The 20958-nt window shown below is 60.7% G+C and carries 25 protein-coding genes and 2 pseudogenes; 23 read left to right on the plus strand and 4 right to left on the minus strand.

What is annotated here, in order from left to right:
- Positions 1-2 precede the first annotated feature (2 nt).
- From BW995_RS17870 to BW995_RS17945, 16 genes and pseudogenes are all read left to right on the plus strand, one after another.
- Positions 3-419, plus strand: coding sequence for a ribbon-helix-helix domain-containing protein (locus tag BW995_RS17870; RefSeq protein WP_076401789.1), 417 nt, complete (start codon positions 3-5; stop codon positions 417-419).
- A gap of 404 nt (positions 420-823) precedes the next feature.
- A complete protein-coding gene (locus BW995_RS17875; RefSeq protein WP_076401790.1) occupies positions 824-2254 on the plus strand; it encodes a hypothetical protein in 1431 nt (476 codons plus the stop codon).
- 267 nt (positions 2255-2521) lie between these two features.
- Complete coding sequence (gene trbB / locus BW995_RS17880; RefSeq protein ID WP_076401791.1) at positions 2522-3529, plus strand: P-type conjugative transfer ATPase TrbB; 1008 nt, start codon at positions 2522-2524, stop codon at positions 3527-3529.
- Positions 3526-3813 (plus strand): annotated as a pseudogene (locus BW995_RS17885) (TrbC/VirB2 family protein); the annotation flags it as partial. The gene trbB and the pseudogene BW995_RS17885, both read left to right, overlap by 4 nt.
- A gap of 64 nt (positions 3814-3877) precedes the next feature.
- Complete coding sequence (locus BW995_RS17890) at positions 3878-4159, plus strand: VirB3 family type IV secretion system protein (RefSeq protein WP_076401792.1); 282 nt, start codon at positions 3878-3880, stop codon at positions 4157-4159.
- A 12-nt stretch (positions 4160-4171) separates the two neighbouring features.
- On the plus strand, positions 4172-6610 hold the full coding sequence (gene trbE, locus BW995_RS17895) for a conjugal transfer protein TrbE (RefSeq protein WP_076401793.1): 2439 nt from the start codon (positions 4172-4174) through the stop codon (positions 6608-6610).
- Positions 6607-7365, plus strand: coding sequence for a P-type conjugative transfer protein TrbJ (gene trbJ / locus BW995_RS17900; RefSeq protein ID WP_076401794.1), 759 nt, complete (start codon positions 6607-6609; stop codon positions 7363-7365). The genes trbE and trbJ overlap by 4 nt, the downstream gene beginning before the upstream one ends.
- A gap of 10 nt (positions 7366-7375) precedes the next feature.
- Positions 7376-7645, plus strand: a complete 270-nt coding sequence (gene trbK-alt, locus BW995_RS17905; protein ID WP_076401795.1) for a putative entry exclusion protein TrbK-alt — start codon at positions 7376-7378, stop codon at positions 7643-7645.
- 2 nt (positions 7646-7647) lie between these two features.
- A complete protein-coding gene (trbL, locus tag BW995_RS17910; RefSeq protein ID WP_076401796.1) occupies positions 7648-8973 on the plus strand; it encodes a P-type conjugative transfer protein TrbL in 1326 nt (441 codons plus the stop codon).
- Complete coding sequence (trbF, locus tag BW995_RS17915; protein WP_076401797.1) at positions 8973-9656, plus strand: conjugal transfer protein TrbF; 684 nt, start codon at positions 8973-8975, stop codon at positions 9654-9656. Before trbL ends, trbF begins: the two co-directional genes overlap by 1 nt.
- Positions 9653-10696: a P-type conjugative transfer protein TrbG gene (gene trbG, locus BW995_RS17920; RefSeq protein WP_076401798.1), complete on the plus strand. Its 1044-nt coding sequence runs from the start codon at positions 9653-9655 to the stop codon at positions 10694-10696. Before trbF ends, trbG begins: the two co-directional genes overlap by 4 nt.
- Positions 10693-11916, plus strand: a complete 1224-nt coding sequence (locus BW995_RS17925) for a TrbI/VirB10 family protein (protein ID WP_076401799.1) — start codon at positions 10693-10695, stop codon at positions 11914-11916. The genes trbG and BW995_RS17925 overlap by 4 nt, the downstream gene beginning before the upstream one ends.
- Before the next feature lies 1 nt (position 11917).
- A complete protein-coding gene (locus BW995_RS17930) occupies positions 11918-12145 on the plus strand; it encodes a DUF2274 domain-containing protein (RefSeq protein WP_076401800.1) in 228 nt (75 codons plus the stop codon).
- Between the two features lie 143 nt (positions 12146-12288).
- Entirely contained in the window at positions 12289-12894 is a 606-nt protein-coding gene (locus BW995_RS17935; protein ID WP_281251151.1) for a type IV toxin-antitoxin system AbiEi family antitoxin domain-containing protein, read from the plus strand.
- A complete protein-coding gene (locus tag BW995_RS21005) occupies positions 12887-13123 on the plus strand; it encodes a hypothetical protein (protein ID WP_076401802.1) in 237 nt (78 codons plus the stop codon). The genes BW995_RS17935 and BW995_RS21005 overlap by 8 nt, the downstream gene beginning before the upstream one ends.
- Positions 13124-13167: 44 nt before the next feature.
- Positions 13168-13950 carry an HNH endonuclease signature motif containing protein gene (locus tag BW995_RS17945; RefSeq protein WP_076401803.1) on the plus strand — a complete coding sequence of 261 codons (783 nt, stop codon included), beginning with the start codon at positions 13168-13170 and terminating at the stop codon, positions 13948-13950.
- Between the two features lie 42 nt (positions 13951-13992).
- Here BW995_RS17945 and BW995_RS17950 read toward each other — a convergent pair whose 3' ends face one another.
- The 4 genes from BW995_RS17950 to BW995_RS17965 are packed head-to-tail and all read right to left on the minus strand — an operon-like array spanning position 13993 to position 16802.
- Positions 13993-14472, minus strand: coding sequence for a hypothetical protein (locus BW995_RS17950; protein WP_217696134.1), 480 nt, complete (start codon positions 14470-14472; stop codon positions 13993-13995).
- Between the two features lie 6 nt (positions 14473-14478).
- Entirely contained in the window at positions 14479-15330 is an 852-nt protein-coding gene (locus BW995_RS17955) for a hypothetical protein (RefSeq protein ID WP_076401805.1), read from the minus strand.
- A 12-nt stretch (positions 15331-15342) separates the two neighbouring features.
- Positions 15343-16245, minus strand: a complete 903-nt coding sequence (locus tag BW995_RS17960) for an ImmA/IrrE family metallo-endopeptidase (RefSeq protein ID WP_076401806.1) — start codon at positions 16243-16245, stop codon at positions 15343-15345.
- Positions 16242-16802 (minus strand): helix-turn-helix domain-containing protein, encoded by a 561-nt coding sequence (locus BW995_RS17965; protein WP_322099133.1) that lies wholly within the window; start codon positions 16800-16802, stop codon positions 16242-16244. The genes BW995_RS17960 and BW995_RS17965 overlap by 4 nt, the downstream gene beginning before the upstream one ends.
- Between BW995_RS17965 and BW995_RS17970 the strand changes: the two genes are divergently transcribed.
- The 7 genes and pseudogenes from BW995_RS17970 to BW995_RS21165 all read left to right on the plus strand — a co-directional run.
- Entirely contained in the window at positions 16704-16943 is a 240-nt protein-coding gene (locus BW995_RS17970; protein WP_076401807.1) for a DUF2188 domain-containing protein, read from the plus strand. The two genes, BW995_RS17965 and BW995_RS17970, sit on opposite strands and share 99 nt — an antisense overlap.
- A gap of 84 nt (positions 16944-17027) precedes the next feature.
- Positions 17028-17951, plus strand: a complete 924-nt coding sequence (locus BW995_RS17975) for an AAA family ATPase (RefSeq protein WP_076401808.1) — start codon at positions 17028-17030, stop codon at positions 17949-17951.
- A complete protein-coding gene (locus BW995_RS17980; protein ID WP_076401809.1) occupies positions 17948-18424 on the plus strand; it encodes a hypothetical protein in 477 nt (158 codons plus the stop codon). Before BW995_RS17975 ends, BW995_RS17980 begins: the two co-directional genes overlap by 4 nt.
- Positions 18421-18921, plus strand: coding sequence for an HORMA domain containing protein (locus BW995_RS17985; RefSeq protein WP_076401810.1), 501 nt, complete (start codon positions 18421-18423; stop codon positions 18919-18921). Before BW995_RS17980 ends, BW995_RS17985 begins: the two co-directional genes overlap by 4 nt.
- Entirely contained in the window at positions 18921-19817 is an 897-nt protein-coding gene (locus BW995_RS17990; RefSeq protein ID WP_076401811.1) for a CBASS oligonucleotide cyclase, read from the plus strand. The genes BW995_RS17985 and BW995_RS17990 overlap by 1 nt, the downstream gene beginning before the upstream one ends.
- A gap of 31 nt (positions 19818-19848) precedes the next feature.
- Positions 19849-20574 carry a CBASS effector endonuclease NucC gene (gene nucC, locus BW995_RS17995; RefSeq protein WP_076401812.1) on the plus strand — a complete coding sequence of 242 codons (726 nt, stop codon included), beginning with the start codon at positions 19849-19851 and terminating at the stop codon, positions 20572-20574.
- A gap of 117 nt (positions 20575-20691) precedes the next feature.
- Positions 20692-20901, plus strand: a pseudogene (locus BW995_RS21165) (IS3 family transposase); the annotation flags it as partial.
- Positions 20902-20958 lie beyond the last annotated feature (57 nt).

A 20958-nucleotide genomic window follows, 5' to 3' on the forward strand; every position in this document is an offset into this window, starting at 1 on the left:
CCATGCAGAACAAGACCCGCATGAATGTCTATTTCGACCCCGACCTCCTGAAGAAGGTCGAGGCGCTGGCGCTTCGACGCAACATCTCGAAATCCGCCGTCATTGAAGCCGCCGTTGCCTCCTTCCTCTCTGCCGACGCTTCGGAGCGATTGGAGGCCGTGTTCGCCCGCCGCATGGATCGCATAGGCCGCCAGATCGATGGGGTCGACGAAGACATCGCCATCGTCGGAGAGACGCTCTCGCTGTTCATCCGCTTCTGGCTGACCATCACTCCGCCGTTGCCCGACAGCGCGCAGGCCTCGGCGAGGGCGAAAGGGGCAGAGCGGTTCGAGGGCTTCCTGCAAACGCTTGGCCGACGGCTCGCGACCGGGGATCGGTTCCTGAAGGAGCTGTCGCGGGACGTAGCTTCTTCCAAATGAACTTCACCGCAAACGGCCCTATGGAAAGGAGTTTAGCTTCCAGACGGTCGTCAGCACGGCCGGCATAGCAGTCTGTAAGGTGTCGGCCGTGATATCTATGCGACCGGCCTGTTATTAAACGCAGAATCGGTCTCTTTTGGAAGCGGACATTCGTCTATTCTATTGCGACTCTGCTGGCTGGGATCAGAGGGTATTGGCCCGTGGCATCACGTCAAATGCTTATTTTCTCGCTGGGATAATCGACGTATCCAATGTTCACATAGGCGCAGAGAAGACGTGTCCGACATCTGCCCTCAAACCAAGGACCAGCCGATTCATCAGGCGACGAAGCTATTTTGCCTGTTACCATCGGATGTGGCCCTTATTATGCCGGTGAGTTGTAATAATCGTAAAAGGAGCAAGTTTTGTCCTCGCCCGGAGATCAGTATCTTGAAGCACGCTTTCCTTGGGTGCCTGAGCATGGGTACGTTCTCTCGGTCACGTCCGAGCGATTGGAAGAACTTGAAGACGATATCTCGGCTCAGGGTACGTGCAGCCAAGCGGTTCCTAAAATACCGGCGGCGATGCGACGGCGTTGGATGCTGTGTTTCATCAGCGTCAAGAAAGGTTATCTGACGCATGTAGCTCGCAGTGTCGTCTACTACCCAGCAGAGTCTGGGAGGGACAAGCTCGACATCTGGAACGTCACGCAGTTTGCCAAGCCCGTCCGGGTCGCGACGCTCAAGGCAAAAATCGAAGGTCGGCAAGCCTGGCGCGCGAAGCAGGCACTAGACGGCGGTCATGTTTCGCCCGCCGCCTTCGTGCTGATTATGGATGCTCTGCGCAGAGTAGACGGTGGAGCCGCTGAGGGCTTAATCGATCGTCGGCCGGCTCCATTGGATCCGACTCCGACACAAGCCAAAGCAAATTGGGCGTATCAACGCGATGCGGTGGTCACGTCCCTAGAGATCGCTCGAATCCCGAAAGAGCAGTTCAAAGCGTCTCCTCAGCTTGATGAGAACGCACCGGCGGCCCTTACCTCGATCTTTGACGGGGATGACGATGTGACCTCAATGGAGGATTTGGTCATACTTCAAGACCTCGACGAGGCGAACGAGGATTGGAAATTCGTCAAGCGTCAACGGTATCCAGCCAAGCTATTCACGAATGGCGATACAAAGCTCACTATAATTCTTGCGAACAAGCTCCCGTTGGAAAGGCAGCTTGGTGTTGATCTTATCTATGTCAACGAAACCCTAAAGTCGGTTGTCTTCGTTCAATACAAGATGTTTGCGGGCGTGGATGGTGAGGGTGGGTACAGGCCAGATGGTCAGCTCAACGAAGAGATAACTCGAATGGACGCCGCCGCGGCGAAGCTCGCGACGGTCGCAGCAGACGAAAGCTGCGATGGCTACCGATTCGGTCCGGACCCATTTTTTCTAAAGTTTTGCAGCAAGCTTCTGTCTCACGATGCCACGGGCCATGTGCCTGGCATCTATGTTCCACTCGGTTATTGGAAACGTCTGGTGCAAACGCCTGTCGTTAAAGGCAAGAAGGGCGGCACAATCGTCTACTCGGAGACCTTCGGTCGGCGACACTTCACCCCAACGCACTTCATCGACATGGTTGGCCGGGGATGGATCGGAACCTCGGCTCTACAGACGGATGTACTCGCGCCTTATTTGAGAGCTGCCTTGCAGGGAGACAAGGGGCTCGTTCTCGCAGTTCAATCGTCAAACGCGGCCCATCCGGATGGTGCAGACGAGGACGAGGAGAGTTTCGAGCCACCCCGCCGGATCGTTGCGCCACCCAAACCCAGGTATCCAGGAAAAAAGCCGAAGACGATCCAGATATGAACAGGAGGGCGCAAATTTGATACTGCTCCCGAAAGTTGTCTGCCCGCTGAGTGCCCGACCTCCCGTCAGCCCACAGTCCGGCTCTTGGGCGTTTTAGCGCGCGAATAGATTCGCGAGAACCATCCTGGCTCTCCATCCTATTCGCCGCCGATTCCCCTCTGCAGCCGCACACCGCCAAATCCTTGTTGAATCAGCCCAATTTCCGGCTCTTTTAATCGGCCCCGTCTGGGGATCGTCTGACTTCTCCCCGGCGAGATCGGGGATCAGATGGCGGTTTCGCGACACAATTCGGAAGGCTTGGCTCGCGGCGCGCGGATGCTGCGCACGGCGCTTGGCCCCGCCATCGCCCGGCTTCTGGAAGATGCTTCCGTCATCGAGGTGATGCTGAACCCGGACGGGCGCATCTGGATCGATCGGCTTTCCGAAGGGCTGTCGGATACCGGTGAGCATCTGTCGCCGGCAGATGGTGAGCGCATCGTGCGCTTGGTCGCGCACCATGTCGGCGCGGAGGTCCATGCTGGCGCGCCGCGTGTGTCCGCCGAACTGCCCGAAACGGGGGAGCGGTTCGAGGGGCTGTTGCCGCCGGTAGTCGCAGCACCGGCCTTCGCCATCCGCAAACCCGCCGTCGCGGTATTCACGCTCGACGACTACGTCGCCGCCGGGATCATGTCCGCCATACAGGCCGATGCTCTTCGGATTGGCGTTGCCTCCCGCGCCAACATTCTCGTTGCCGGAGGCACGTCCACCGGCAAGACGACGCTGACCAACGCGCTGCTGGCCGAAGTGGAGAAGACTTCCGATCGCGTCGTCATCATCGAGGATACGCGCGAGCTGCAATGCGCCGCGCCGAACCTCGTCGCCATGCGGACGAAGGATGGTGTCGCCTCGCTCTCCGATCTCGTCCGCTCCTCGCTGCGCCTGCGGCCTGACCGCATCCCGATCGGCGAGGTGCGTGGCGCCGAAGCCCTCGACCTCCTGAAGGCATGGGGCACCGGGCATCCCGGCGGCATCGGCACGATCCACGCCGGCAGCGCCATCGGCGCGCTCAGACGGATGGAACAGCTCATCCAGGAGGCCGTCATTACCGTCCCGCGCGCGCTGATCGCCGAGACCATCGATCTCGTGGCCGTGCTTTCCGGCCGTGGTGCCGCGCGCCGGCTTACCGAACTCGCCCGTGTCGATGGCCTTTGCCCGGACGGCGATTACCGCGTCGTGCCCGCCGTCGACGGCGCATCGAACGCGATCAGCACCAACCCGGAAGGAGAAACTCCGTGATCAAAGTCGCACGCCTCGCGCGCCAACGTCTCGCCCTGACCATATCCGTCGTCGCGCTCAGCGTGGTGGTGACGGCACCCGCCTATGCCTCCGGCTCGTCGATGCCGTGGGAACAGCCGCTGCAGCAGATCCTTCAGTCGATCGAAGGTCCGGTCGCCAAGATCATCGCCGTGATCATCATCATCACGACGGGCTTGGCGCTCGCGTTCGGCGACACCTCGGGTGGCTTCCGCCGCCTGATCCAGATCGTGTTCGGCCTGTCGATCGCGTTTGCCGCCAGTTCGTTCTTTCTCAGCTTCTTCTCGTTTGGCGGCGGGGCTTCTCGTTTGGCGGCGGGGCGCTGGTCTGATGGCGGGTGTCGGCGACCAGAGCGGCGAAGTGCCGGGTTTCACCGTGCCGGTTCACCGGGCGCTGACCGAACCGATCCTGCTCGGCGGCGCGCCGCGCGCCATAGCGATCATGAACGGCACGCTGGCTGGTGCGGTCGGTCTCGGCCTGCGCCTCTGGCTGGTCAGTATTGCCATCTGGGCGATCGGGCATTTCGCGGCGGTGTGGGCTGCCAAGCGCGACCCGCTCTTTGTCGAGGTCGGACGCCGCCATCTGCGCATCCCAGCGCATCTTTCGGTCTGAGGGGACACGGCCATGATGAACCTCGCCGAATATCGCAACCCTAGTCGACGGCTCGCCGATTTTCTGCCTTGGGCCGCGCTGATCGGCACCGGCATCGTGCTCAACAAGGACGGCAGCTTCCAACGCACTGCAGGCTTCCGTGGACCGGATCTGGACTCCGCCGTGCCTGCCGAACTGGTCGCCGTTGCTGGCCGCCTCAACAACGCCTTCCGTCGTCTCGGGAGTGGCTGGGCGATCTTCGTCGAAGCGCAACGCCATGCGGCAGGCATCTATCCCACGAATCGTTTCCCAGATGCCGCCTCGGCCTTGGTCGATGCCGAACGCAAGGCGGATTTCGAGGAAGCGGGAGCGCACTTCGAGTCCAGCTACTTCCTGACCTTCACCTACCTGCCACCGGTCGAGGACGCCGCGCGCGCCGAGATCTGGCTCTACGAGGGCCGCGAGAAGACCGGCATAGACCCGCGTGAGGTGATTACCGGCTTCGCTGATCGCACCGACCGGCTGTTGCATCTCATCGAAGCCTTCATGCCCGAATGCCGCTGGCTCGATGACGGCGAGACACTGACCTACCTGCACGGCTGCGTCTCCACGCACCGTCACCGCGTCCGCGTTCCCGAAACGCCGATGTATCTCGACGCGCTCTTGGCCGATCAGCCGCTCACCGGCGGGCTGGAACCGCGGCTGGGAGCGCAGCACTTGCGCGTTCTCACCATCAACGGCTTTCCGACCGCGACGATGCCGGGCCTGCTCGACGAGCTGAACCGGCTCGCCTTTCCTTATCGCTGGTCCACCCGCGCGATCCTGCTCGACAAGACTGATGTCACGAGGCTGCTCACCAAGATCCGCCGTCAGTGGTTCGCCAAGCGCAAGTCGATAGCCGCGATCCTGAAGGAGGTGATGACCAACGAACAATCCGTGCTGGTGGACACGGATGCATCGAACAAGGCGGCGGACACCGATCTCGCGCTTCAGGAACTCGGCGCCGACTATGCCGGCATCGCCTATGTCACCGCGACGGTGACGGTGTGGGACGCCGATCCGCGCGCCGCCGACGAAAAGCTGCGGCTGGTCGAGAAGGTCATCCAGGGCCGCGACTTCACCGCGATGGTAGAGACCATCAACGCCGTGGACGCCTGGCTCGGCAGCCTGCCGGGGCATGTCTATGCCAATGTCCGGCAGCCACCGATTTCCACACTCAATCTCGCCCACATGATCCCCCTCAGTGCCGTGTGGGCGGGGCCGGAACGGGACGAGCACTTTGGTGCCGCCCCCTTGCTTTTCGGTAAGACCGAAGGCTCGACCCCGTTCCGGTTTTCCCTGCATGTCGGCGATGTCGGCCACACGCTGGTGGTTGGTCCGACTGGCGCGGGCAAATCGGTGCTGCTGGCGCTGATGGCCTTGCAGTTCCGCCGCTATGCCGGGGCTCAGGTCTTCGCCTTCGACTTCGGCGGTTCGATCCGCGCCGCCGCACTCGCCATGCGCGGCGACTGGCACGATCTCGGCGGTGGCCTGACGGACGGATCGGAAACCTCCGTCAGCCTCCAGCCGTTGGCGCGCATCGAACAAACCGTCGAACGCGCCTGGGCCGGGGACTGGATCGTCGCCATCCTCATCCGCGAAGGCGTCGCCATCACGCCAGAGGTGAAAGAGCACATCTGGACGGCGCTGACCTCGCTCGCCTCGGCGCCGATCGAGGAACGCACGATCACCGGCCTCTGCGTCCTGTTGCAGTCGAACGACCTGAAGCAGGCGTTGCGTCCCTATTGCATCGGTGGTGCTTGGGGCCGGTTGCTCGACGCCGAGAGCGAACAGCTCGGCACCGCCACGGTGCAGGCGTTCGAGACCGAGGGGCTGATCGGCACGGAAGCTGCGCCTGCCGTTCTGGCCTATCTATTTCACCGGATCGAGGATCGGCTCGACGGATCGCCGACCCTGATTATCGTCGATGAAGGCTGGCTGGCGCTGGATGACGACGGCTTCGCCGGCCAGCTTCGCGAATGGCTGAAGACGCTGCGCAAGAAGAACGCCAGCGTCATTTTCGCCACGCAGTCGCTCTCCGACATCGACGGAAGCGCCATCGCGCCCGCCATCATAGAAAGCTGCCAGACGCGGTTGCTGCTGCCGAACGAGCGGGCAATCGAGCCGCAGATCACCGCCATCTATCGCCGCTTTGGCCTCAATGATCGCCAGATCGAGATCGTCGCGCGGGCCATGCCGAAGCGCGATTACTACTGCCAGTCCCGGCGCGGCAACCGGCTGTTCGAGCTGGGCCTATCGGATGTGGCGCTCGCCCTCTGCGCCGCATCCTCGAAGACAGATCAGGCAGCGATCGCGAAGATCGTCGCCGAACATGGCCGCGATGGTTTCCTCGACGCCTGGCTGCGCCATCGCGGTACCGGCTGGGCCGCCGACCTCATTCCCGACCTCACCAATCTGGAGATCCGCCCATGACCCTGCACCGTTCGCGCGCGGCGCGCTTCGCCGTTGCCTTGCTTTCCGCCTCCGTCGCCATCGCGCCGATGCTGCCGATGCCCGCGCACGCCATCATCGTGTTCGACCCGACGAATTATGCGCAGAACGTCCTTCAGGCCGCCCGTGCGCTCCAGCAGATCACCAATCAGATCACTTCGCTGCAGAACGAAGCGCAGATGCTCATCAATCAGGCCCGCAATCTGGCGAGCCTGCCATATTCGTCGCTCCAGCAGCTTCAACAGTCCGTGCAGCGGACGCAGCAGCTCCTGGGGCAAGCGCAGAACATCGCCTACGACGTTCAGCAGGTCGATCGGATCTTTCAGCAGAAGTACTCGACCGCCTCGATGTCGGCGTCGGACCAGCAGCTCGTCGCCGATGCTCGGTCGCGCTGGCAGAACACGGTCGGCGGCTTGCAGGACGCCATGCGCGTGCAGGCCGGCGTCGTCGGCAATATCGACACCAACCGCGCGCAGATGTCGGCGCTGGTCGGCGCCAGCCAGTCGGCGACCGGTGCGCTCCAGGCGACACAGGCCGGTAATCAGCTTCTCGCCCTCCAGGCACAGCAACTCGCCGACCTCACCGCCGTCGTCGCCGCCAATGGCCGGGCACAGGCGCTCAGCGATGCAGAGCGCGCGGCCGCCGCCGAACAGGGGCGTGAGCAGCGCCGCCGCTTCCTGACGCCGGGCACGGGCTATCAGCCCGGTTCGGCCAAGATGTTCTACGGCAGCAACTGAGGGCGCGGCGATGGACGGCAAGACCCTCGCACGCATCGGTGCCGTCGCCATCGTCGCGGTGGCAATCACCGCCTCGGTGATCGAACTGACCCGCAAAGACGAGGTAACGGAGATCCGCACCGTCAGCCGTCCTCAAGGTGGCGATCCCGAACCGCTGCGAGTCACGCTCCGGCATTGCCGGGACATGGGCGAGGCCGCCAGCCGTGACGCGAGTTGCCTCAAAGCCTGGTCGGAGAACCGAGATCGCTTCCTCGGCGCCACTTCGACGGAGGCGCATTGACCATGGGCGGCTCCGGCGTCATCGACCATTTCCTGGAGGTCTTCACCCGCTATATCGACAGCGGCTTCGGCCTGTTGCATGGCGAGGTGGCCTTCATCGCCACGACGTTGATCGTCATCGACGTGACGCTGGCCGCGCTGTTCTGGTCATGGGGTGCCGATAACGACATCATCGCGCGGCTGATCAAGAAGACCCTGTTTGTCGGCGTCTTCGCCTACATCATCGGCAATTGGAACAACCTCGCGCGCATCGTCTTCGAGAGCTTCGCGGGCCTCGGCTTGAAGGCATCTGGCACGGGGTTCTCGACCGCCGATCTCCTGCGCCCCGGCAAGGTGGCGCAGACGGGCCTCGATGCGGGCCGGCCGCTGCTCGATTCCATTTCCGACCTGATGGGCTGGGTGTCGTTCTTCGAGAACTTCATCCAGATCGCCTGCCTGCTGTTCGCCTGGGCGCTGATCCTGCTCGCCTTCTTTATCCTCGCCGTCCAGCTCTTCGTCACCCTGATCGAGTTCAAGCTGACGACGCTCGCCGGTTTCGTGCTGATCCCCTTCGGCCTCTTCGGCAAATCCGCTTTCATGGCCGAGCGGGTGCTCGGCAACGTGATTTCGTCGGGCATCAAGGTGATGGTTCTCGCCGTCATCATCGGCATCGGCTCGACGCTGTTCTCCGAGTTCACCGCCGGCTTCAACGGCGCGACGCCGACCATCGACGACGCCATGGCGATCGTGCTCGCGGCGCTGTCGCTGCTCGGCCTCGGCATCTTCGGTCCTGGCATCGCCAACGGTCTCGTTTCCGGCGGCCCGCAACTCGGCGCCGGCACGGCGATCGGAACAGGCCTTACCGCTGGCGGCATGGCGATGGCGGGTGCTGCGACGGTCGGTGCCGCCGCCTCCGGTGGTGCGGCGTTGGCGGGAGGTGCAGCCGCCGCCGCTTGTGGCGGGGCGATGCTCGCCGGTGGCGCATCGTCTGCCTACAGCCTCGGCGCGGCCGGACACACTGGCGCGACAGGCGTCGCTGCGGGTCTCGGCAATGTCGCCGGCACCGGTGCTTCCAAACTCGGCTCCGCCGTCGCCAGCCCGTTCAAGCGCGCCGCCGCGTCGATGAAGGAGAGCTTCGAGGCGGGTGGCCGATCGGTCGCCGGCGAAGGTGGCGCCTCCGATACCGCAGCTTCCCCCTCTGCAACCACGGACGGCCCACCCGCTTGGGCCAAGCGCATGAAGCGCTCGCAAGCGATGTCGCACGGCGTCCAGGCCGCCGCCCATGCGGTCAAGTCCGGCGACAGCCATGGCGGCGGCTCGTCCGTCCATCTTTCTGAAAGCGACCGCTGATGTTCAAACGACCCTCCACCCACTACGGCAAATCTCCCGAACCCGAGACGCCGTATCAGCGCGCCGCCCAAGTCTGGGACGAGCGCATCGGTTCGGCTCGTGTGCAGGCGAAGAACTGGCGCTTGATGGCCTTTGGATCACTGGCCTTGTCGGCGGGCCTCTCCGCGGCCCTGGTCTGGCAATCGCTGAGCGGCTCGGTCGTGCCGTGGGTGGTGCAGGTCGACAAGCTCGGGGCAGCGCAGGCCATCGCTCCGGCAACCGCCGACTATCGTCCGACCGATCCGCAGATCGCCTTCCATCTCGCGCGCTTCATTGAAGAGGTTCGCTCGATCCCGGCCGACGCTATCATCGTCCGCCAGAACTGGCTCCGGGCCTACGACTTCACCACGCAGGCCGGAGCGCTGGCGCTCAACGATTACGCCCGCGCCAACGATCCCTTCACCAAGGTCGGCAAGACGCAGATCGCCGTCGATGTCTCGAGCGTCATCCGCGCATCGCCCGACAGCTTCCGGGTCGCCTGGGTCCAACGGACCTATCAGGACGGCTCGCTCGCCTCCACCGAACGCTGGACCGCCATCTTGACCGTCGTCGTGCAGATGCCGCGCGATGCCGAAAAGCTGCGGGCCAACCCGCTAGGAATCTACGTCACCGCCATCAACTGGTCGAAGGAGCTGACCCAATGACGCCGACCTTCCGCAAAGCCGCCCCCGGACAAGCGGGAAGTCCGGCTTTCCGCAAATCCGCTCTGCCGGTTCTGGTGATTTGCGCATCCGTGCTCGCCGGCTGCGCCACGGCGCAGAAGCCGCCCGAAATCTCCTATGACGATGCGATGCCTGCGGTTCAGACCGCCGATCCGCCGGCGCCGGTTCGGGTGGTGGAATTGCCGAAGCCGCTTCCGCTGCCCGGTCAGTTGAAGCCCGTCGGCAAGGACGGCAAGCCGACGCCCGAACTGCCGGACCCCGCCGCGCGGGTGAACGAGGCCAACGCCGCCGCACGGATGCAGCCGATCAGGAATGGCTTCATCAACGCCATCCAAGTCTACCCCTTCGTCGATGGCGCGCTCTATCAAGTCTACACCGCGCCCGGCCAGATCACCGACATCGCCTTGCAGCCTGGCGAAACGCTGGTGGGCTCCGGTCCAGTTGCCGCCGGCGATACGGTGCGCTGGATCATCGGCGACACTGAAAGCGGCGCGGGCGCAACGAAGCAGGTTCATATCCTCGTAAAGCCGACGCGGCCCGAGCTGATGACCAACCTCGTCATCAACACCAATGCGCGCACCTACCATATGGAACTGCGCTCGACCGAGAAGACCTACATGGCCTCGGTGTCCTGGCAGTATCCACAGGACCAGCTCATCGCGCTGCGCCGCCAGAACGCCGAGGCGCAGACCGTCCAGCCGGTGGCGACCGGCATCGATCTCTCTCGCGTCAACTTTCGCTATGAGGTGACCGGCGATCGCGCGCCGTGGCGGCCGCTCCGCGCCTTCGACGACGGCAAGCAGGTGTTCATCGAGTTCCCGCGCGGTATCGGTCAGGGCGAGATGCCACCGCTCTTTGTCGTCGGCCCGGAGGGCGATACCTCGGAACTGGTGAATTATCGCGTCCGCGACAACTACATGATCGTCGACCGGTTGTTCGCCGCCGCCGAATTGCGCTTCGGCGCCGACAAGAACCAGAAGCGCGTTCGCATCTCCCGTACCGACGGGAAGCCAGCGTCGTGAGCGAGATCGAGCCTGATCGTCACAGGCCAGAAGCGGACGACGGTGCCCGGCCGTTGACCGGAGAGGCGGTCGCGCCGATGCGATTGCGCCCCGAACCGCCGCGCGTGACGCGCCTGTCGCGAAAGGTGCTGCTCGCCCTCGGCCTGCTCGCCGGCACCGGTATCGGCGGCACGTTGATCTACGCGCTTCAAACCCAGCGCGGCGGCAAGACGAACGAGGAGCTGTATTCGACCGACAACCGGACGACGCCCGACGGCCTTGCCGCCTTGCCGAAGGACTATACCGGTATCCCGAAGCTCGGTCCGCCGCTGCCGGGTGACCTCGGCCGCCCCATCCTCAGCGCCCAAAATGCCGGCCAACCGGTGCCGACACCGGGAATCGCGACGCCCAATCCAGGGATCAGCCAGGAAGAGCAGCGCCGCATCCAAGAGCTGGAGGCCGCGCGGACGGCACGTCTCTTTGCTTCGACCGAGACACGACCGGCCAACACCGCTGGGCCGCAGCCGCAAGCGACGGTCTCGCCGCAGACGGACTTTGCCAGCCTCGGGCTGGCACCCCAGCCAGCGACGCCTTCCGCGCAGGACCGTCAGCTCGCGTTTCTGAACCAAGCGCCCGACAAACGCATGGTCTCGCCAGATCGTATCGCCGCTCCCGCGTCGGCCAATGTGCTTCAGGCCGGGACGGTGATCGGGGCGGCACTCATCACCGGCATCCGCTCCGATCTACCCGGTCAGATCACCGCGCAGGTGACGGAGAACGTCTATGACAGCCCGACCGGACGCATCCTGCTCGTGCCGCAGGGCACGCGGATCATCGGCCAGTACGACAATGGCGTCGGCTTCGGCCAGCGCCGCGTGCTGCTGGTTTGGAACCGGCTGATCTTCCCCAATGGCCGCTCGATCGTGCTGGAGCGCCAGCCGGGCACAGACGCCGAGGGCTATGCCGGGCTCGAAGATGGCGTCGACTACCATTGGGGTGAGCTGTTTAAAGCCGCGGCGCTGTCGACGCTGCTCAGCGTTGGCGCCGAGGCGGGATCATCCGGTCAGGAGAGCGATATCATCCGTGCGCTGCGCAACGGCGCGTCCGACAGCATCAACCAGACCGGCCAGCAGATCGTGCAGCGTCAGCTCAACATCGCCCCGACGCTGACCATCCGACCGGGCTTTCCCGTCCGCGTGATCGTCACCCGCGATCTCGTGCTTGAGCCCTATGGAGGCTGACATGGCAAAGCTGAAACTCGGCCCGATCGCCGACGACAAGCCGGTGAAGGTCACGCTGGAATTGCCGGCGAGCCTACATCGCGACCTGACCGCCTATGCGGAAATCCTCGCTCGGGAAGCAGGCCAAGCCGCAGCCGATCCCGTTCGCCTGATTGTACCCATGCTGGAGCGGTTCATGGCAACGGACCGGGGATTTGCGAAGGCGCGGCGGGGTAAATCTGATGCCTAGATTTACGGGCCTGTTTCATCGGTTGCAATCCGGCTCAGTTGCCAGATTGTGTTGCGATATGCCTTCCTTCAGAAAGAGAAGCGTGATACAAAAGCTCGGATAATAGAAGTCACTCTCCGAGCTGACGTATCTTGCCCGAACCCGTGTCCCAACGGCGAATTGCCCAGACCGTGCTGAAAGCGCGTGGCATAGCGCGCTTGGCGGAGCTGCGCGCGGAGGGCGTGACCGCTGCCACCATGAGCCGCATGGAGCGTAATGGCGAGGTGCTCCGGCTCGCGCGCGGGCTTTATCAACTCCCTGATGTCCCACTCGACGTTCACCACAGTCTCGCAGAGGCGGCAAAACGCCTGCCAAAGGGGGTTGTCTGCCTCGTCTCAGCGCTCGCGTTCCATGACCTTACCGATCAACTGCCCAAGCACGTATGGATGGCCATCGGACAAAAGGATTGGGCGCCCAAGGCTGATGGCGTGTCGATTCGGCTCGTCCGATTCACGGATCGCCTGCTAGCGGATGGTGTCGAGTCCCACACCGTCGAGGGGGTGTCAGTGAAGGTCTTCGACGTAGCCAAGACCATCGCAGACTGCTTCCGGTATCGGAACAAGATTGGCCTGTCCGTCGCGATTGAAGGCCTCAAGGAAGCGCTACGTCAGCGCAGAGCGACCCCAGACGAAATTGCCAAGCAGGCGGAGCGTGGCGCGGTCACGACCGTCATTCGCCCCTATCTCGTGGCACTGACCGCCAATGGCTAAAGAGGCCGAAAATATTGGAACCTCGGTGCGTGCCCGCCTGCTGCTACTTGCCAAGGCGACAGAACAGAGCTTCGATCATATGCTGACGCGCTTCGCCATCGAGCGGCTACTCTTCAGGCTCGGTCAATCGTGGGCGTCCCCGCGGCATCACAACGTGGTCGCCAAAGCCTGGCGTATCCTCACCATCGTTCGGCGACTGTTCTGGCTCCGGCGAAACCAGGAAAAATAGTAGCGCGATGTCGGGGCCAGACTTAAGTCGATAGAGGGAATCCTATGGCAGGCCCATCGGAAAAGACGATCAAGAGACTCTTCGCTGTCTCAGGAAACCTCTGTGCATTTCCGGGATGCTCGTTGCCTATCGTAGAGAGCGTCGGGACCATTACTGGTGAGATCTGCCACATTCGCGCGCAGAACGAAGGCGGCCCCCGGTTCGACAAGGCTCAGACCGACGAAGAGCGAAATGGTTTCGGCAATCTGGTTCTGTTGTGCCGGCGCCATCATAAAATCGTAGATGCCGAACCGAATGTGTATTCGGTGGAAGCACTGGAGGAAATCAAAAGCATTCGAGAAAGGGAGATGGGCCGACCTGAGCAGGCGACGGATTCCTTCTACGCCAAAATACTTCTCAGTGACCTTCGGCGGATCGAAGTGAATAATAACAGTGGCAATGTCGTGATAGATAGCCCAGGTGCGATTCTAGCAAAAACCGTCAACGTGAAAATGGCGCGTAAAACCGTGAAAGTTCAGCCGGCAGCGGGAACTATAGGCGCCGACCAGGAAGCGAGCAGGTATATTCAGCACCTAATCAATCGCTACAATGAGTTTGCCAGCGCTGATAAGGCGCGAGGTGCGAAATTCAGTTACGGCGCCATTTCGAAAAATATAGAAACAAATTTCAGAGCCCCATGGAGAATGTTGGCGATCGAAGAGTTCGAAGGCATCTGTGCCTATCTTCAACAACGAATAGGCAGAACCCGCATTGCAAAGTCGAATGCGTCCAAAGGGATAAAGTCCTTCTCAAGTTTCGAGGAATACTCACAGACGGTAAGGGGATAACTGCAGCCCATATGGGTGTTACCCGAGTCCGTGTTGCCGGCGTTATCTCGAAGTGCGCCGATGGACGACGGTTTGGCTGACGATCCGACGGTTGATCTTGATCTTCCATTCGAGCTGAGCGGGTGAGAGGATCCGCTTTCGCATGGTTTGCTTCAAGAACGTATATTCTCGTTCTCCGTAAAGATAGCCCATCCGGTACGCGTGTTCGATGAGGTCATTGTTTGCATTGGCCGTTAAATCTTTCGCGATACGCTTCAGTCCTTCGAACAGGTTGCCAGTTTCGACGCGCATAAATCTGTTTATGCATACGTTCCCTACATATGTAGTGGCTCCGTTGAGGCGGTTTCGAATGTAACAGTGCTCTTTGATGTCTTGACCGCAGGGGCAATTGTCGAACTCTTCGCTGATCTCTATGGCAACGAGATCCCATTCCTGACGAGCGACATCGAAGTTACGCGACACCGACAGCGGGAGAATGTGTAATTTCAATCTTTCGAGATTATGGCTCTCCATCGTGCCCATCCGCGATTACCGAATTCGATAGAGACGATTGTCTCGATCGATATCGATTGGAAAGTTCCAGCTATTAAACAGAGCTGTATCAGCAGATGCAACCAGATCGGGATCGCAATGCCCTTCGGCGCGAAGATCCGTGAGAAAAAGGCACACTGGAGCCATCAGGGGTTTGCTCAGCTCGCTGAAGAGTATCTCGACTTTAGTCTCAAGGATGCCATCTCGGTTGGCGAACCCTGCATACAGTCTTGCTTTATTGGTATCGTCCAGCGCGATCGTTGATCCGTGCATAACGGATAATGCGTACAGGGTAACGAATGCCTCCGCCTCATTCAGTGTCGCGATATCGGTCTTCGTGACGATGTTGTTGCGTGTCAGGACCTCCTTGAATTCCCCGAACAGTTGCCCGGATGTAAAAGCAGGTTTCCAAATGAATCTGTTGCCAAGGAAGTCGAGCGCTTTGATTTCAGGGCCAGTCGGTGCCTCCTGCCGATCAATTTTTTCAAGAGCGCTCCGCATTCTCTTTTTCGCCGCTCCGCGCTGACACCCGCAGCCAGACCTTATCTGCTCGTCGGAAGCGAGCCACAGGTTAGCTTCGGCCGCACGCGCGATATCGGCCCATGAGGGCTCGCGACCTCGCATTTTGAGGCTCCAAACATCGACACTCGTGAAGACGTCCTTTCCCACCTGAGTGACGAGACCTTTTTCGCGGGTGTCGCGATGGGCAACAAAATCACCGATTTCACGAAAAGCGGCGCGGCCCCAGGCCCTGTCCCTTTGGCCGAGGAACAAGCGATCCAGATCCCCCGTTCGAAAATCGCCAGCCATCAGCCGGCGAGCGCGATGACGCAAATCATCGTCGAGCACGACACGTTCCCATCACCATTCGCGCCGGCCGGGCTGGAGAATCATCTTGTCGAAGACGTCAGGCTCATCTTCAGCTTCAAATGAAGCGAACGGTCGTGCGTCATCAAGCAGAAGCAGCGAGATCGCGAAATCGTACTGCTCGGCGAATACGGTCATTTCCCGCACAGGTTCTCTGAACCAGACACCAGGTCCATGATCGATGGTCGCCCTGCCATCAATGAGCAGATCCTGTTTGACCGGGAGTGATGTTGCCGGAATTTCGATCGGCCCCGCCGACGTGCGGAAGAACGCGCCGGTTTTCAGTGCGGATGGGCTTGAACGTGCCCAAAGAATGAAACCATCGCGGGACACGACGAGGACCGCTCGCTTCTGCGTATAACTGAGCCAACGCAGTGTCGCAGCAATGAGAGAAACACGATACCGATCCGCGCAGTGGGCGATCATGTCGAGATCGACCTTGTCCCTTTCCGGGATCTGGCGGCGGAAGTCATCGAGCGGCATCAGGAAGTTGGCAGCAAACAAGTTTGCCTGATGCTCTACCTGTCCATACTCAGAATCCCAACGAACCACATCCTGTTCGCCGCAGCGGAAGCCATTCGGATAGGCTATTCGGTGCAGAAGGAAGTGACCGAACTCGTGGGCCAAGGTGAAGTTGATCCGGCCTTTCGAGCTGATCCGGTTGTTGTAAATGATTCCCCAGCCCTTGCGGCCAGCCGGAGCTTTGAACAGAGCGCCATCAAAGCCCGGTAAGTTGTCGCCTTGAACGCTGATAATCGGATCATCGGGAAATCGCTGCGCCGTGTATTCCCGTGCCACTGCCGGGATATCGATCGGAAAACGATCCGCCCCGAACACAGCGTTCAGGAGATGGGTGATCTCGAAAGCCCAGCGCTCGGGTGACAACGGGCGCGTCATTCGTCGTCGCCCAATAGGTCAGCCATGCGTCGAATCTTGTCTTTGGTAGCTGCATCCATTTTTCTGTATTTGCGAAAAAAAGCGTTGTCTGTAGCGTCTTCGACGCCGACCTTCTCGGTCGTATCGATAAGGTAGTCAGCCGTGACACCGAGAACCGCCGCGATCTTTGCAACCTTGTCGGCCGAGGGGCGGGGCGGATTCTTGTTCTCCAGCTCCCAAATGTAGCTTTTGCTCGATTCAGCGAGTTCAGCGAGTTTGTCGAGGGTGTAGCCCTTCGCCTTTCGCAGATCCCGGATTTTGTCGCCTAGCGGCGTCGACACGTCATGCTCTCCATACTCCAAATCATTCCTGTTCAGAGTAGCGACATATGGGATCCTTGACAACGCGCATTTTGCCTCCCATATTAAGTTCGGAGTAGCGATATTTTTTATTTTATCACCCCGAGAGAGGATCAAGATATGGCGAATAAGTGTGGACCTGACACCCATCATGTGGTGCCAAATCATGGTGGCGGGTGGGATGTTGAGCGTGGCGGCGGGGAGCGCGCCTCTGGGCATTTTGATAGGAAGCAGGATGCGATCGACTACGGCCGGCAGGTGAGCCGCAATCAGGAAACTGAGCTGCGCATTCACAACAAGGATGGTCGCATCGGCCAGAGCGACAGCCATGGGCACGATCCCAATCCGCCGAAGGGCTGACCGCCCAGCGCCTCGCCTGTCAGGGCGCGGTTTTTTTATGAGGCACATTCAATCACCGCCCCAGGCGGCACGAGGCGAACGAAGATGCAGAAGCTGACGGCGGTGCAGAACGAGGATTTCAACCAACCGAAGGGCATCCAGCGCGCGCGCCGGCTTCCCGATCCTGCGCTCGGAGCCCTGTGGAATTCGATCATCCTAGATGAGTGCTTGAAGGCCCAGCTCCTCTCTCAGGCGATGCTGAACTTCACGATGCGCGGCAAGGTCGATCGTAGTGTCATTCCGTTGCACGGCGTGATTCTGCTTGTTGGACCTCCAGGGACCGGCAAGACCTCTCTTGCGCGCGGGTTGGCGCATCGTACCGCCGAGACATTTCGGGGCGGCGGGTTCCGTCTGCTCGAAGTCGAGCCGCACGCGCTTACCAGTTCGGCGATGGGCAAGACCCAGCGTGCGGTATCGGAGCTGTTCTCACAGTCGATCGCCGAAGCCGCCGCCGCAGGACCGACGATTGTGCTCCTCGATGAAGTCGAGACGCTTGCCGCCGACCGGTCAAAAATGAGCCTGGAGGCCAATCCGATCGATATCCACCGCGCGACCGATGCCGTGCTTGTTCAGCTCGATGCGCTGGCCGAGCGGCATCCGAACCTGTTGTTCCTTGCCACCAGCAATTTTCCTCAGGCGGTCGATGCGGCCTTCACGTCTCGCTGTGACCTGGTCGTCCACGTGCCCCTGCCGGATCGTGAAGCATGCGGGCTTATCCTGAAGGATTGCCTGACTGGTCTCGGCGAGACCTATCCGGCCATCGCGAAGTTGCCCAGCTCGCCCGCTTTCGACCGTTGCGCAGCCGAATGCGTAGGGCTCGACGGACGCGCCATCCGCAAGATGGTGGCCAACGCTTTGGCCAGCAGCCCGCAAACGGCCATGAATCCGGAACGCGTGACGATTGAGGATCTGTTTGCTGCGGCACGGGCCGCCAAGGCGGGCCGTATTTCGGGAGGCAAGGCGTCATGAGCACCGTAGCCAGTCGCACATTCAAGAGCACGCCCGAGCGTGACGCCTCACGGACCTGGGTGGCGATCGTCGATCTGTTGACGCAGGGAAAGACCAGTGATGCACGGACCGAGCTTCTTGCCGTCGCCGGCGTCGCCGCCAGTGTGATCGCGGACCAGGCGCCGAAGGATGCCGCGATCACAGTGACTTGTGATGGTCCGCGGACGCGGATCTATTGCCTCTATGACGACGACGCCGTCGAGGGCTCCGACGCCAACGAAGATGTCCTTGGCTTCGACCCGCTGAAAGGGGACTGGCGGGTCTCGCTACCTTGCCTGGCGGATGATCTCGCCTGGGTTCAGGGCGCGCTCAAGAAACACAGTACCCGGATTACGGCGCGCGATCTCAATGCTGCTGTGTCGAGTGCTGACGAGGCGGCGACCACGAAATCTCAGACCCTTGTTTTCGATCCGAAAGGGTTTCTCGGCTCATGACCAGCGTCGCCGTCAACACCTTCACCCATTCCGTCACCTATGTGGCTGACAACATCCTGAAGAGCTTGAAGGATATCATCCGCCTGAGTGGCCTCGACCCGTCGGAATTCGTCGGTGACTGGGAAACGCACATGCGTGGCGTTCAGGCCTGGTTGAACAGCGGCGATCTCGAAACCGTAAAGCTGGAAATCTACAACCCGAAAACCGACGCACTGATTTTTCGGTGGGACATCGATATCTTCTACGGCTGGTCGGGTGGCGACGGCAATTTCTGGACCGATACAGAACAGCTTAAATACGCAATTAGGAAGGCCGGCTTGGTTCCGAGCGAGGCTCGCTACCGGTTCCTTTTGCACACGAAGCCTGGTCGTCCTGACGTGATCGGGTGGAGTAGAACTTCAGAGCGTTCGACCGACGGAATGGTGCGCCAAAGCCTTGGCACGACGGTTGAGCACAGTGGCCTTGGAGCCAGCACATCGTATCTCAGGAGGGCCTGATGCTCACAATCGATGACGCGTTCCGCAAATTCAAAAGTCGCCTCGAACTGAACGATAAGGAGCAGGCGAACGCGTCGGCGCGCCAGAAGGAAGTGCGGGATTATCTCGATACGAAATTTAAGATCGATCGGAGCTTCTTGACCGGGTCGTACGCGCGCTGGACCAAAACGAAACCCTTGAAGGACGTTGACATCTTTTTCGTCCTAAAGGCATCGGAGGATCATTATCGCGCGAGGGCACCATCAGTGGTTTTGGCTGATTTCTACAATGCTTTGGTTGAAAAATACGGCGACAGGGTCAAGAAGCAGAACCGCTCTATCAATGTCGATTTCGGCGTGAAAGCCGACGCTAACGACAATACTGATTATCGTGTCATCAGTGTCGATGTCGTTCCGGCGTTCGATAAGGATGATGATTTTGAGATTCCCGACAACGAGCTCGGTGAATGGATCAAGACCAACCCCAAAACCCACGCAGCGGAGGCTACAGCGGCGCATCAGGCGTATTCCAACGAATGGAAGGGCCTCGTGCGAATGGTGAAATATTGGAACAATAACCCGAAGCATGGCGAGAAGCCGGTGAAGCCTTCGTTCCTCATTGAGGTGATGGCGCTCCAATGCTTACATGGCGGCTGGGGTGGTAGCTTTGACCGGGAGATTCAAGGTCTTTTTGCAACGCTCGCCGCCCGGATTTTCGATGAATGGCCCGACCCCGCTGGCCTCGGTCCGGCGATCAGTAACGGAATGGATGCTGAGCGCAAGACGCGAGCGCGCGACCTTTTGCGTGCGGCGGAGCGTGAAGCAACTCTTGCAATCGACCATGTGCGCCGCGGCCGGAATGGCGAAGCGTTGCGAGCCTGGCGCGAACTCTTTGGCCCGAAATTTCCGTTGTCCTGATGACGGATACCAAATTTCGCGAGGTTTATCGATGACAGACTGGTCTCTATCGCAGCTTCTTTCCTCATTGCACGAGGATATACAGCAGCGCCTCGCAACCGTTCGGAAATCGTTCGGCCATCCCGGTACGAAAGGTGACGCGAGCGAGAACGTGTGGATTAGTATGCTGGAGACCTATTTGCCGAAACGCTATCAAGCAGCGAAGGCACACGTGGTCGATAGTCTCGGAAATTTTAGCCAGCAGATCGATGTGGTGATTTTTGATCGCCAATACTCGCCGTTCATTTTTACATACGAAAACGAGACCATCATTCCCGCAGAGAGCGTCTATGCTGTTTTCGAGGCGAAGCAGACGGCGAACGCGGGTCTGGTCTCTTATGCGCAGGAGAAGGTCGCGAGCGTTCGTCGCTTGCACCGCACGAGCCTACCCATCCCATACGCTAAGGGAATTTATCCGGCGAAGCCGCTAATTCCAATCCTGGGAGGGCTTCTGACGTTCGAGAGTGAATGGAGTCCGGCGTTGGGGCCATCATTTGAAAAGGCTTTGGCTGCCGATACGGGAGACGGAAGGCTCGACATCGGCTGCGTCGCGTCACATGGCCATTTCTTCTTCGATCAAACCGCATCGGAATATACGTTTATCAACGAGAACAAGCCAGCAACCGCGTTTTTGTTTAGACTGATATCGCAACTTCAGTTTAGCGGCACCGTACCAATGATAGATGTCGAGGCTTACGGTCAATGGTTGACGAAATGACTTGTGCAGCGGCGGGTGCACTCTCTCACTGACTTTCCTGCCAGCCGACCTCGCCATCATGCCTCTAGGATCATTGCGGTTGAGGGGCCTAACATCAGCTGGATGAGAGACGGGCTCACAATGAGCCGGTTGGGTAATGTCTGGGATAGTGTGGCGATGGAGAGTTTCTCCTCGCTGAAAACCGAGAGGATGGCCCGCAAGGTGTTTCGGACGTGGGAGGCCGCTCGGGAAGATGTGTTGAACTACATCTAGCGTTTCTGCAATGTGGTACGCGAGCACGCGACCCTGGGATATATTAGCTCGGTCGAGTTCGGGCAGAACACTTGACTAGCTTAGGTGCGTGTCCATGGAACCGGCAGCAGGCCGTTGGTCTTAGGGGACGGA

The organism is Insolitispirillum peregrinum (assembly GCF_900156605.1).
Lineage (GTDB): Bacteria > Pseudomonadota > Alphaproteobacteria > Rhodospirillales > Rhodospirillaceae > Insolitispirillum > Insolitispirillum peregrinum.

What these genes read in the sequence shown, in the direction of transcription:
- BW995_RS17870 (WP_076401789.1), top strand. Translation starts at nt 3, where the DNA reads ATGCAGAACAAGACCCGCATGAATGTCTATTTCGACCCCGACCTCCTG.
- trbB (WP_076401791.1), top strand. Translation starts at nt 2,522, where the DNA reads ATGGCGGTTTCGCGACACAATTCGGAAGGCTTGGCTCGCGGCGCGCGG.
- BW995_RS17890 (WP_076401792.1), top strand. Translation starts at nt 3,878, where the DNA reads ATGGCGGGTGTCGGCGACCAGAGCGGCGAAGTGCCGGGTTTCACCGTG.
- trbE (WP_076401793.1), top strand. Translation starts at nt 4,172, where the DNA reads ATGATGAACCTCGCCGAATATCGCAACCCTAGTCGACGGCTCGCCGAT.
- trbJ (WP_076401794.1), top strand. Translation starts at nt 6,607, where the DNA reads ATGACCCTGCACCGTTCGCGCGCGGCGCGCTTCGCCGTTGCCTTGCTT.
- trbK-alt (WP_076401795.1), top strand. Translation starts at nt 7,376, where the DNA reads ATGGACGGCAAGACCCTCGCACGCATCGGTGCCGTCGCCATCGTCGCG.
- trbL (WP_076401796.1), top strand. Translation starts at nt 7,648, where the DNA reads ATGGGCGGCTCCGGCGTCATCGACCATTTCCTGGAGGTCTTCACCCGC.
- trbF (WP_076401797.1), top strand. Translation starts at nt 8,973, where the DNA reads ATGTTCAAACGACCCTCCACCCACTACGGCAAATCTCCCGAACCCGAG.
- trbG (WP_076401798.1), top strand. Translation starts at nt 9,653, where the DNA reads ATGACGCCGACCTTCCGCAAAGCCGCCCCCGGACAAGCGGGAAGTCCG.
- BW995_RS17930 (WP_076401800.1), top strand. Translation starts at nt 11,918, where the DNA reads ATGGCAAAGCTGAAACTCGGCCCGATCGCCGACGACAAGCCGGTGAAG.
- BW995_RS21005 (WP_076401802.1), top strand. Translation starts at nt 12,887, where the DNA reads ATGGCTAAAGAGGCCGAAAATATTGGAACCTCGGTGCGTGCCCGCCTG.
- BW995_RS17945 (WP_076401803.1), top strand. Translation starts at nt 13,168, where the DNA reads ATGGCAGGCCCATCGGAAAAGACGATCAAGAGACTCTTCGCTGTCTCA.
- BW995_RS17950 (WP_217696134.1), bottom strand. Translation starts at nt 14,472, where the DNA reads ATGGGCACGATGGAGAGCCATAATCTCGAAAGATTGAAATTACACATT.
- BW995_RS17960 (WP_076401806.1), bottom strand. Translation starts at nt 16,245, where the DNA reads ATGACGCGCCCGTTGTCACCCGAGCGCTGGGCTTTCGAGATCACCCAT.
- BW995_RS17970 (WP_076401807.1), top strand. Translation starts at nt 16,704, where the DNA reads ATGGCGAATAAGTGTGGACCTGACACCCATCATGTGGTGCCAAATCAT.
- BW995_RS17965 (WP_322099133.1), bottom strand. Translation starts at nt 16,802, where the DNA reads ATGCCCAGAGGCGCGCTCCCCGCCGCCACGCTCAACATCCCACCCGCC.
- BW995_RS17975 (WP_076401808.1), top strand. Translation starts at nt 17,028, where the DNA reads ATGCAGAAGCTGACGGCGGTGCAGAACGAGGATTTCAACCAACCGAAG.
- BW995_RS17980 (WP_076401809.1), top strand. Translation starts at nt 17,948, where the DNA reads ATGAGCACCGTAGCCAGTCGCACATTCAAGAGCACGCCCGAGCGTGAC.
- BW995_RS17985 (WP_076401810.1), top strand. Translation starts at nt 18,421, where the DNA reads ATGACCAGCGTCGCCGTCAACACCTTCACCCATTCCGTCACCTATGTG.
- BW995_RS17990 (WP_076401811.1), top strand. Translation starts at nt 18,921, where the DNA reads ATGCTCACAATCGATGACGCGTTCCGCAAATTCAAAAGTCGCCTCGAA.
- nucC (WP_076401812.1), top strand. Translation starts at nt 19,849, where the DNA reads ATGACAGACTGGTCTCTATCGCAGCTTCTTTCCTCATTGCACGAGGAT.